Source organism: Arthrobacter sp. GCM10027362, from assembly GCF_042679445.1.
In the GTDB taxonomy this organism is placed as follows: Bacteria; Actinomycetota; Actinomycetes; order Actinomycetales; family Micrococcaceae; genus Crystallibacter.
Map to the genome: position 1 here is coordinate 1 of NZ_JBHTML010000144.1, position 10,403 is coordinate 10,403.

Here is a 10,403-nt window from a genome sequence, read left to right on the forward strand (position 1 = left end):
GGCCGCCGAGCCGGGAGCGCAGGTGGACGCCGTCGTCTCCCGGGGCGGCCGCCCGGACCTGGCCGGGGACCGGCTGCCTGCCGTCAGCGCACCGACGCTGCTGATTGTGGGCGGGCTCGACACCCAGGTGCTGGAGCTGAATCGCCAGGCCCGCGCGCGGCTGCGCTGCGAGAGCGAACTGGCGGTGGTGCCCGGGGCGACGCATCTGTTCGAAGAGCCCGGAACACTGGCCGAGGCGGCAACCCTGGCGCGGGACTGGTTCGTCCGCCACCTGCTGTCCTGACCGGTGGAGATCCAGCCGGAAAGCCTCAGATCCGCGGCCGGTTCGCCCAGCGTACCGCCTTCATGGCCAGGTGCAGTTCGAGCCGGACCCTGCCCCGAAGCGGGTCCGCGCCGATGATCGAGCGGATGCGCGCCAGCCGGTTGTAGACGCTGCTGCGGTGCAGGTGCAGTCGTGCGGCCACATCGGCCACCGAGCCGTCGGTGTCGTAGAGCAGTTCCAGCACCGGCAGCAGTTCGCCGTTGCGGTCCTGTTCGGCCAAGTCGGCGAAGTACACGGACTCGGGGGCGGCCGGGCGTGGGGAGGCGGCGAGGAACTGGTACACCCCGGTGTTGCGGTAGTCCACCAGCGGGCCGATGCCCGGGTCCACCGCGGCGGCCTGGACGGCGGATTTGGACTGGGCGTACGCCTCGGGCAGGCGGCGCAGGTCGGCGAACGGTTCGCTCAGGCCCAGCATGTCCGGCCGCTCCGGGTGCCCGCCGCGCAGCGAGATCTCGGCCCCGTAGCGCTTCAGGACCACCTCGTGCTCGGTGCGCCCGGGCAGGTCGCGGAACAGGACGACGGCGTGCAGCTGTGCGCCGGCGCTGAACAGGGCCGGCCGGATGCCCACGGTGGCCTGCAGGGCGGAGATCCGCTGCAGCAGCACCCCCGCCTCCGGGTCCGCCAGTTCGGCCAGCGCCATGTCCGGATCCTCGATCCGCTCCATGACGGTGCCCACCACCCACGGTGCGCGGCCGTGCACTTCCGGCCAGCCCGCCACGGCGTCCACGGCGTCCGGATCGCCGGCGCAGGCGGCCAGGAACTGTGCCTCCCGGCGGCGCCTCGCCTCGGATTCGGGGGTGTTGGTGTCCAGCAGCAGCTCGGCCAGCCGGTCCAGCCGGTCCCGGATGCCCGGCAGCGCCTGGAGGATCGCGTGCGGGGACTCCTCGGCCTCGTGGATCACCCACAGGTAGCCCACCCGGAACCCGCGCACCAGCAGCGGCACGCAGACCCGGCCGAGCATGCCCAGCTGCTCGTTGGCCGGCACCACCACCGGGCGCACGGCGGTGGCGATGCCGTGGCTGAGCTGCCAGGCGCTCACGTCCGCGGGGACCTTCTTGCTGAGCAGGAAGTTCACGCGCACCTGGTCCGCGGTGGACTGGTGGCTGCTGTAGCCGAGCAGCACGCCGTCCAGGTCCTCGACCGAGACGCCGTGGCCGAGGGCGCCGGCAATGGCCTCCACGGACTCCTCGACGCCTCCGTTCGTGATGGCCATGGTCTCCTCCGGCTGCCGTTGAATGCGCTTCCACTCTAAGACACCGGGCGACAGTTGCCGCGCCGGAACTCGACATTTGTCCAGTCCCCCTGCGGGAGCGTATGTGGTAGCCGTCACGGTCGCGGGCTGCCGGCCTGGCGTGCCGGAAACCGCGCAAATCCGCGCCGTGGCGCGGTTGCCGCCGTTTACCGGGGATGACGGCGGGTGTCCGGCCCGCCGGGGCCTGGTTGCCGCCGTCGTGCGCGCGCCCCGGAACGGGCCGGAACCACCCCGGAAACCCGGTCTTACAGTTGAATCACCGCCGTTTCCGGCGCCGCAACAATCCCATTTTCAGGAGTTTCCCGTGATCATCGGCGTTCCCAAGGAAATCAAGAACAACGAGTTCCGCGTGGCCATCACGGCCGCCGGCGTGCACGAGCTGGCCGGCCGCGGCCACACCGTGCTGGTCGAGGCCGGCGCCGGTGCCGGGTCCGGCATCCTGGACGACGCCTACGCCGCCGCCGGTGCCGAGATCGTTGCCACCGCCGACGAGGCCTGGGCCCGCGCCGACATGGTGCTGAAGGTCAAGGAACCCATTGCTTCCGAGTACCGTCACTTCCGCGCCGGCCTGGTGCTGTTCACCTACCTGCACCTGGCCGCCGAACCCGAGCTGACCCGCGCCCTGCTGGATGCGGGCGTGACCGCCATTGCCTACGAGACGGTGCAGACGGCCAACGGCGCCCTGCCGCTGCTGGCCCCGATGAGCGAGGTGGCCGGCCGCCTGTCCGTGCAGGTCGGCGCCAACGCCCTGAGCAAGCCCGCCGGCGGCCCCGGCATCCTGCTCGGCGGGGTCCCGGGTGTGCGTCCGGCCAAGGTCACCGTGCTCGGCGCCGGCGTGGCCGGCACCAACGCCGCCGCCATGGCCCTGGGCCTGGGCGCGGACGTGACCATCCTGGACATCAACATCAACCGGCTGCGCGAGCTGGACGCCCAGTACGCCGGCCGGCTGAAGACCGTGGCCTCCAACAGCCTGGAGGTCGAACGCTCCGTGGTGGAGGCGGATCTGGTGATCGGCTCCGTGCTGATTCCCGGCGCCAAGGCCCCGAAGTTGGTGGGCAACGAGCTGGTGGCCAAGATGAAGCCGGGCAGCGTGCTGGTGGATATCGCCGTGGACCAGGGCGGCTGCTTCGCGGACAGCCGGCCCACCACCCACGAGGAGCCGACGTTCCAGGTGCACAACTCGCTGTTCTACTGCGTGGCCAACATGCCCGGCGCGGTGCCGGCCACCTCCACCTGCGCGCTGACCAACGTCACCCTGCGCTACGCGGTGGCGCTGGCGGATCTGGGCGTCGAGGCGGCCCTGGCCAAGGATCCGGCCCTGGCCGCCGGCCTGAACATCGCCGGCGGGCAGGTGATGCACCGCTCGGTCGCCGAGGCCTTCGGCTTGGAGCTGGCCGGGATCGTGCCGGAGCTTGCGAACGCCTAGCTTGCGAACGGCTGTCTTGCCAAGCGCCGCGGGGCGGATGGCCGGGGACTGTCCGGCCGTCCGCCCCATTGCGGTGGGAGCGCCCCTAAGTGAAGCGGCGGGGCAGCCGCTTCACGCTAGAAGCTCGAGGAGCTGCCGGAGCCGGAGAAGCTGCCGCCGCTGCTGCCGTACCCGGTGGTGCTGGAATCGCTGCGCGAGGAATCGACGCTGCTTTGCCCGGCGCTGAAGCCGCTGTTGAAGGACACCACGGAATAGAAGGTGTAGGACGGATAGGCCGCGTCCAGGATGGTGGAACGGGCACCCTGGCTGCCGCGGCGGAAGGACTCCTCCATGTCCTTGCGCATCAGCCCGGCCTCCTTCTGGTCCTTGGCGTAACCGTCGATCACCGTCTCGGAGTGGTTCTTCAACAGGTCGCTGAACTCCCTGCGGGCCTGCTCCAGCAGGTCCAGCGCGGCATCCGGGGTCAACGTGCCGGACCCGAGGCCGGCCGCCCACCGGTCCAGCTGCCGGCGCGTGTTGTCCCGGAAGGAGAGCAGCGCCGCCGCGGTGGACGTGTCCTTGCGGGCCTTGGGCTTATCCAGCAGGTCCTCGATCCCGTCCAGGTCGGCCCGCAGCGGTGCCACCTGCCGGTCCCAGGCCGCGGCCCAGCCGGCGGAGCGGTTGAGCAGGGCATTGGTATCGGCGATCACATCATCGAGCGCGTCCAGCTCGGCGGCGGCTTCGGCGTACTGCTGGACCACCTTGACGTTCCGGGCTGAGGCCAGGTCGCGGGCGGACATGGCATGGACCTCGCCGTTGAGCTTGCTGGCCGCGGAATACGCCGTCATGAAGGTACGGTACTGTTCCAGCACCAGCGCACCGTACTTCGACGATTCGGGAATGACCTTCGCATTCACCTCGGTTGCGTCCAGCTCCATTGTGACATTGGCGTAGCTGCGGTCCCCGCGCTCCCGTTCGCGCAGTCCGCGCGCCCGGTTCCGCCGCCGCACCGCCAGCCAGCCGCCCAGGCCCGCGGCTCCGGCGATGCCCGTGGCCCACATGCTGCCGATGAAGAAGCCGGAGCGGTACCAGGGCCGGTTGATCAGCTCGGCGCCCCGCCGGATGCCGGCGATGGTCCCGTCGGTCCACTGCGCGTCGCGGAACAGGTCCTTGGTGGAGTCCTGGATGTCCTGCTGCGCCTCCGTGGATACCTTCCGGTCCTCGCCCAGGTAAGTGCCGACATGGCGTCCCACCGGATCCAGCGCGAAGATGAACAGCCCGTCCGCCCATTTCTGCCCGTCGGCGCTGATCCATTCCGGATGCTTGGCACGGGCGAAGCGCAGCACTTCCTCGTTGAGGTTGTCCGACCTGCTGCCGCGGTAGGTGTAGACGGCCACCTTGGTGGGTTCGTAGAAGTCAATGCTTTCGACGGCGGGCAGCAGCGAACTCCGGTCCAGCACGCCGGCCCTGTCTTCCACCACAATGTCCGTGGGGGCCTCCGCCAGTGCGGTCGGAGCCGGCCCGAGCAAAGCCGCGAGCACCAGTATCAGTGCGCCCAGGACCTTCCGCATGATTCCCTGCCTCAGCTGCCGCAACTTCTCAAGTGGACCCTGCCGCCGCGGCGTCTAATGCCGCCCGGTGCCGGCAGCCTGCTCCTCCGGCTTGCGGACGAAGAACGCGCCGACGATGGCCAGCAGGGAAAGGACGGCCCCGGTCAGGAAGGCAGCCCGCACACCGCCGGCAACCGCAGCCGTCCCGGCCTGTCCCGCAGCAGCCAGGGCTGCGGACTGCGCGGACATGACGGTCACGAACAGGGCAGTGCCGGCGGCCCCGGCCACCTGCTGCACGGTGCCGACGATGGCACTGCCGTGCGAATACAGTTCCGGCCGCACCGCGCCCAGTCCCGCGGTGAACAGCGGCGTGAACAGCAGGGCCAGGCCCAGGCTCAGCACCAGGTGCGCGGCCAGGACCAGCAGCGGCGGGGTGTCCTCGTGCACGGTGGAGAGGAACCAGAGCACGGCGCTGACGACGGCGGTGCCCGGCACCAGCAGCACCGTGGGGCCGAACCGGTCATAGAGCCGGCCGACCGCCGGCGCCAGCAGCCCCATCAGCAGGCCGCCGGGCAGCAGCATCAGGCCGATCTGCACCGGCTCCAGTCCGAGGGCCTGCTGCAGGTAGATCGGCAGCAGGATGATGGTGCCAAACAGCGCGGCCATGCTCACGGTCATCAGCCCGACGGCGATGGAGAACGTGCAGGCCCGGAAGGTGCGCAGGTCCAGCAGCGCACGGTCGTGCCGTTGCAGCCGCAACTGGCGGACAACGAACACCGCCAGCGCCGCGGCACCCACGCCGAAGGCGGCCCACACCGGGACCGCCGGCCCGCCGTCGTGCCCGGCACCCCCGCCCACGGTGCTGAGCCCGTAGATCAGGCCGCCGAAACCGGCGGCGGACAGCAGCACGGAGGGCACATCCAGCGGCACCGGGCGCGGCTCGGTGACATTGTCCACCCGGCGGGATCCGATCAGCAGCATGGCCGCGGCAATGGGCAGCACCAGCCAAAACATCCACCGCCAGGACAGGGTGTTCAGGATGATGCCGGAGATGGTTGGGCCGATGGCCGGGGCCACCGAGATGACGATCGAGACGTTGCCCATGGTCTTGCCGCGCTCGCCCGGCGGCACCAGGGTCATCAGCGTGGTCATCAGCAGCGGCATCATGATCGCGGTGCCGCAGGCCTGCACGATGCGGGCCAGCAGCAGGACCTCGAAGCCCGGGGCCAGGGCGGCCAGCAGCGTGCCGGCGGAGAACAGCGCCATCGCCGCGGTATAGGCCGGGCGGGTGTTGAACCGCTGCAGCAGGAAGCCCGTGACGGGGATGACCACGGCCATGGTCAGCATGAAGGCGGTGCTCAGCCACTGGGCGGCGCGGGCGGTGATGCCCAGGTCCGCCATCAGCTCGCTCAATGCCACGCTCATGATGGTCTCGTTCAGGATGACCACGAAGGTGGCGGCCAGCAGCAGCCGGATCACTCGGCGGTTGCGCCGTGATTCAGCCACCCGGTCCGGCTGCAGCAGGGCAGCTGCAGGGGAGGGCATGGGTTTGCTCACTTCAGGTTCCTTGGGAGGGGACGGGGCCGGGCGACTGCGGCGGTGCAGGCCGTACAGGGCCAACAGGCCCGGCCGGCAGAGTATTCCCGCCCAGTGTAGTCGCTAACCGGCAGCAAACCCCCGTTCAGCGCGCCCGCATGCTGGCGGTGAGCACCGGCCCCCAGCGCCGGACGTAGTCCGAGGCGGCGGAATCCGTGTCATAGCTCTTGTCCAGCTGGTATAGTCCCGGGGCCGGGCAGGTGGCGCCGAGTTCGACCAGCACCGGCTTGAGCAGCAGCTCCGGCACCAGCGCGTGCGCGGGACCGGCGCCGAGCATCAGCGGCACGGCCACGACGCCGCGCAGCCCCTCGCCGGTGGCGAACTGCTCCAGGAACAACTTCAGCAGCCCGGTATAGGTGGCCTTGAACGTGGGCGAGGCGAACACCGCCAGGTCCGCGCCGGCGACCCGTTCCACGGCGTGCTGCACGGCCGGGTCGCCCCAGCCGAGCAGGCCCGGTCCGAGCGTGGTGACGTCCAGGACCTCCGGCGCGTCGGCGCCGAGCAGTCCGGCCAGCCGGACGCCCGCGTCCAGGGTGCGCGAGTTGGGTTTCGGGTTTCCTGCGACGACGACGGTTTTCACCCGGTCCATTCTGCCCGCCCGGGGCCGCCTGGTCGAGGGCGGACGTCAGTTGTCAGCCGCCGGGCCCGCAGCACGCTGTCCGCCAGCACCGCCTGCTGCCCGTCCGGGCCCGTGACGTCGCGGCTGGACGAATCGACCACCTCGAGCCGCCACGTACCGTCATCCAGGCCCAGGCTGCGGACCAGTTCGGCGGCGGTGGGCAGCGGAACCTCCGGTTCCGGGTGCCGGGACCACGGCGGAAAGGACTCGTGGCCCACGACCAGCAGCGTGCCGCCCGGGACCACCGCCGCCGCCGCGGTGCGCAGGATCGTCTCCCGCGGCAGCTCGATGGGCGAATGCAGGAACTGGGCGGAGACCAGGTCGTAGGATTCCTCCGGCGTCCAGGCGGACAGGTCCTGCTGCCGCCAGTCGATCCGGCCGGCCACGCCCCGCTCTGCGGCATGGGCCGCGGCGCGCCGCAGGGCGACGGCGGAAATATCGACGGCGGTCACGCGCCAGCCCTGCCCGGCCAGCCAGATGGCGTCGGCGCCTTCTCCGCAGCCCAGGTCCAGTGCCAGTCCCGGGGCCAGGCCGGCGGCTTCGCGGACCAGGACGGGGTTGGGTTTGCCGCTCCAGACCTGCTCGCGCTCCTGGTAGAAGGAATCCCAAAACTGGTTTGTGGCACTGTCCATGTATCCAGTGTGCCCGAGCTGCGGGTTGTGGAGGAGGCGGCGAAAAGTGAACCGCTCCGCGGCTCCCCCCTCCCTCGCGAGCTCGGGCGGGGCCCCTGCCGCTACGCTGGCACCATGAGGACGCTCGGCGTCGATCTGGCCGCCAGCCCGAAGAAGACCGCCGTCGCCGTGCTCGACTGGGGGCCGGAGGGGGCAGGCCTGGCTGAACTGCGGCTCGGGGCCACCGACGAGGACATCGTTGCCCTCGTGGAAGCCGGCGACTGCACGGGCGTCGACTGCCCGCTGGGCTGGCCCGCGCAGCTGGTGCCGTTCCTGCGCGGCCACCTCGGCCCCGATGCCGCTGCCGTGCTGGCCCACGACGGCCCCGAGGGCCGGCGGACGCTGGCCTACCGGGAAACGGACCGCTTTGTCGCCGCGCTGCTGCACCTGGTGCCGATGAGTGTCTCGGCCGACCGGCTGGCGCACGTGGCCATGCGCTGCGCCGTCATCCAGGCGAAGCTCGCCCGTACGGCGCGGCCGCGGCGTCGGGACGGCTCGGACGGTTTTGCCGAGGTTTATCCGGCCGCCTCGCTGAAGGCCTGGGGCATCAGCCCCCGCGGCTACAAGGGCACGTCGGCCGAGGCGCGGGCGGTGCGCGGGGCGGCCCTGCGCTCGCTGCAGGAGCAGGCCCCTTGGCTGCGCCTGAACGGCTTCGCCGGGCAGTTGCTCGCCTCCGATGACCTGCATGACGCGCTCATTGCTTCGCTCTCGGCCCGCGCCGCCGCCACCGGCAGGACGCATCCGGTGCCGGCACGGCTGGCTGCCGCCGCGGAAGAGGAAGGGTGGATCCACGTCCCGGATTCTGCCTTGGCTGACCTGCTCTGACCTGCCGGGGCAGGAACCCGCCCCGGGATCGCAATGCGTTACCGGTATCAATCAATGCCTAGCAGGTGTTGGACGTGCATCACATGGAGTGGCTACAGTCACAGAAGGCCAAAATCGGGCCGCCCGTTCACAGCGGGCGGGCGGCCGGCCGGATGTCAGCGGCCCTGCCACGCCTCCCGCAGAGTAAAGGAACCACCATGCTACGTGTCGACAGCGGCGCCGCGGATGCCGCATCGGCGACCAGGAAATTCTTCAAACGGGTGCTGCCGATCATGCTCGTCATGCTCGTCTGCAACCAGTTGAACCGCTCCAACATCGGCTACGCGCAGGAACATCTGCAGGCTGACGTGGGAATCGGGGCGGCTGCGTACGGATTCGGCGCGGGACTGTTCTTCATCGCCTACGCCATTTTCGAACTTCCCAGCAACGTCATGATGGAGAAGCTGGGCGCCAAGGCCTGGCTGGCCCGCATCATGGTCAGCTGGGGCCTGGTGTCCTTCCTGATGTCCATGGTGCAGAACGAGACGATGTTCTACGTCCTGCGGTTCCTGCTCGGCGCCGCAGAGGCAGGCTTCTTCCCGGCCGTGATCTTCTACTTCACCCGGTGGGTTCCGGCAGGCCAGCGCGGCAAGGCGACGGCGGTGTTCATTGCCGGTTCCTCGGTGGCCGCAGCCATCTCCGGGCCGGTGGCGGGCACGCTGCTGACCCTGGAGGGCCTGTTCGGGCTGCGCGGATGGCAGTGGCTGTTCGGCTTCGAGGGCGTCTTGTCCATGGTGGTCGGCGTCGTCGTCTTTTTCCTGCTCGATTCCAAAATCGAGGACGCCAAGTGGCTGACCGGAAACGAAAAGACCGCGCTGGCCGCGGTGATCGCGGCCGAAGACGCCCAGCACGCCCGGGATGCGGCAGGCGCCAGGATCAACCGCTGGAAAATGCTGCTCAACCCCCAGATCCTCCTGCTGTGCGGCATCTACTTCGCCATCCAGCTATCCATCTACGCCAACACCTTCTGGCTGCCCGCCATCGTCAAGCGGATTCCCGGCACCACCGACCTGAGCGTCGGTTTCCTCTCGGCAATCCCCTGGGTGTGTGCCGTCATCGCGATGTTCTTCGCCGCCAAGCTGCAGGACCGGGCCCGGAGCCGCCGGCCGTTGCTGGTCGTGGCCCTGCTGGTGGCCGCTGCGGGCACCTATGCGGCTGCCGTCGCCTCCCCGGTGCTGGCCCTGGTCTTCCTGGCCGTCGCCGCGATGGGTTTCAAGAGCGCGTCCCCGCTGTTCTGGACGATCCCCCAGTCCGGCCTGCACCCGCTGGTCCTGGCCCCGGCCATTGCGCTGGTCAACTCCGTGGGCAACCTGGGCGGTTTCGTTGCCCCTTTCAGCTTCGGCATCATCAAGGAACAGACCGGCAGCGTCATTCCCGGCCTGCTCGCCCTGGCTGCCGCCTCCGTGGCCGCCGCCTGCCTGGTGTACTTCGTCAAGGAACGCACCAAGGCCGGCCCGGCAGGGCACCGGGTCGAAGACCATGGCAAAGAGCCTGCCCCCACAGCCGCCGTGTAAGGACCCGGCTGCAGACCACCGGACCCGCCTGGCGACCTACCGATGCCCGGCCAGGCGGGTCCGGCAGCCATTTAACGGCCATGTCGCGGCCGTTAAAACGCTGTCCCGGCCCGGAACCTGCCGGGTGGGCCATCAGGCCAGCAACAGCGCAATCGCCAGGATGACCGGGAAGGACAGCAGCGAGGTGAAGAACACGACGTCGCGGGCCAGCACCGCATCCATCCGGAACTGGCCGGAAAACAGGAACACGTTCTGGGCGGTGGGCAGGGCGCTCATCACCACCACGCCGAGCAGGTCGGCACCCGCCAGCCCGAAGACCCAGCGGCCGGCGGCATAGCCCAGGGCAGGCATCAGCAGCAGCTTCACGCCCGTGGCGACCAGGGTATCCGCCACCAGCTCCTTGGCCCCGAGCGGCCGGTGTCCGAACAGGCTCATGCCGAAGACCAGCAGCAGCAGCGGAATGGAGGCATGGCCGACCAGTTCCACCGGGTTCCACAGCATCCCCGGAACGGTGAGGCCGGAAGCCGCCACGGCCAGGCCTGCCGCCGTGGCCAGCGTCACGGGGTTGGCGAACGGCGCGGCGATGGCGCGCCGCAGGCTGCGCGGGGCC

Annotated in this window: 10 protein-coding genes; 4 read left to right on the forward strand and 6 right to left on the reverse strand. The window is 70.3% G+C overall.

What is annotated here, in order from left to right; all coding sequences use genetic code 11:
• The coding region (locus ACFQ36_RS16870; RefSeq protein WP_377015626.1) for a dienelactone hydrolase family protein at window positions 1-283 on the forward strand (283 nt) is incomplete at its 5' end.
• Between the two features lie 25 nt (window positions 284-308).
• Here the strand turns inward: ACFQ36_RS16870 and ACFQ36_RS16875 are convergent.
• The gene (locus ACFQ36_RS16875; protein ID WP_377015628.1) at window positions 309-1,535 is read right to left on the reverse strand and encodes a PucR family transcriptional regulator; all 1,227 of its coding nucleotides are present in this window, start codon (window positions 1,533-1,535) and stop codon (window positions 309-311) included.
• Window positions 1,536-1,878: 343 nt separating this feature from the next.
• Here ACFQ36_RS16875 and ald point away from each other — a divergent pair, with 343 nt between their 5' ends.
• Window positions 1,879-3,000 (forward strand): alanine dehydrogenase, encoded by a 1,122-nt coding sequence (ald, locus tag ACFQ36_RS16880; protein ID WP_377015630.1) that lies wholly within the window; start codon window positions 1,879-1,881, stop codon window positions 2,998-3,000.
• Window positions 3,001-3,116: 116 nt separating this feature from the next.
• On the opposite strand, the gene ACFQ36_RS16885 is transcribed toward ald, so the two are convergent.
• The 4 genes from ACFQ36_RS16885 to ACFQ36_RS16900 all read right to left on the reverse strand — a co-directional run bounded on the left by ACFQ36_RS16885 (window position 3,117) and on the right by ACFQ36_RS16900 (window position 7,376).
• Window positions 3,117-4,550: a DUF5129 domain-containing protein gene (locus ACFQ36_RS16885; protein WP_377015632.1), complete on the reverse strand. Its 1,434-nt coding sequence runs from the start codon at window positions 4,548-4,550 to the stop codon at window positions 3,117-3,119.
• Window positions 4,551-4,604: 54 nt separating this feature from the next.
• Window positions 4,605-6,074, reverse strand: coding sequence for a DHA2 family efflux MFS transporter permease subunit (locus ACFQ36_RS16890; RefSeq protein ID WP_377015644.1), 1,470 nt, complete (start codon window positions 6,072-6,074; stop codon window positions 4,605-4,607).
• A 136-nt stretch (window positions 6,075-6,210) separates the two neighbouring features.
• Complete coding sequence (locus ACFQ36_RS16895; RefSeq protein WP_377015634.1) at window positions 6,211-6,714, reverse strand: NAD(P)H-dependent oxidoreductase; 504 nt, start codon at window positions 6,712-6,714, stop codon at window positions 6,211-6,213.
• The gene (locus ACFQ36_RS16900; RefSeq protein WP_377015636.1) at window positions 6,702-7,376 is read right to left on the reverse strand and encodes an SAM-dependent methyltransferase; all 675 of its coding nucleotides are present in this window, start codon (window positions 7,374-7,376) and stop codon (window positions 6,702-6,704) included. Before ACFQ36_RS16900 ends, ACFQ36_RS16895 begins: the two co-directional genes overlap by 13 nt.
• A gap of 114 nt (window positions 7,377-7,490) precedes the next feature.
• Between ACFQ36_RS16900 and ACFQ36_RS16905 the strand changes: the two genes are divergently transcribed.
• Window positions 7,491-8,240, forward strand: coding sequence for a DUF429 domain-containing protein (locus ACFQ36_RS16905; RefSeq protein ID WP_377015638.1), 750 nt, complete (start codon window positions 7,491-7,493; stop codon window positions 8,238-8,240).
• 197 nt (window positions 8,241-8,437) lie between these two features.
• Window positions 8,438-9,793: an MFS transporter gene (locus ACFQ36_RS16910; protein WP_377015640.1), complete on the forward strand. Its 1,356-nt coding sequence runs from the start codon at window positions 8,438-8,440 to the stop codon at window positions 9,791-9,793.
• Window positions 9,794-9,925: 132 nt separating this feature from the next.
• Here ACFQ36_RS16910 and ACFQ36_RS16915 read toward each other — a convergent pair.
• Window positions 9,926-10,403: AEC family transporter (locus ACFQ36_RS16915; RefSeq protein ID WP_377015642.1), on the reverse strand; the 478-nt coding region annotated here is incomplete at its 5' end.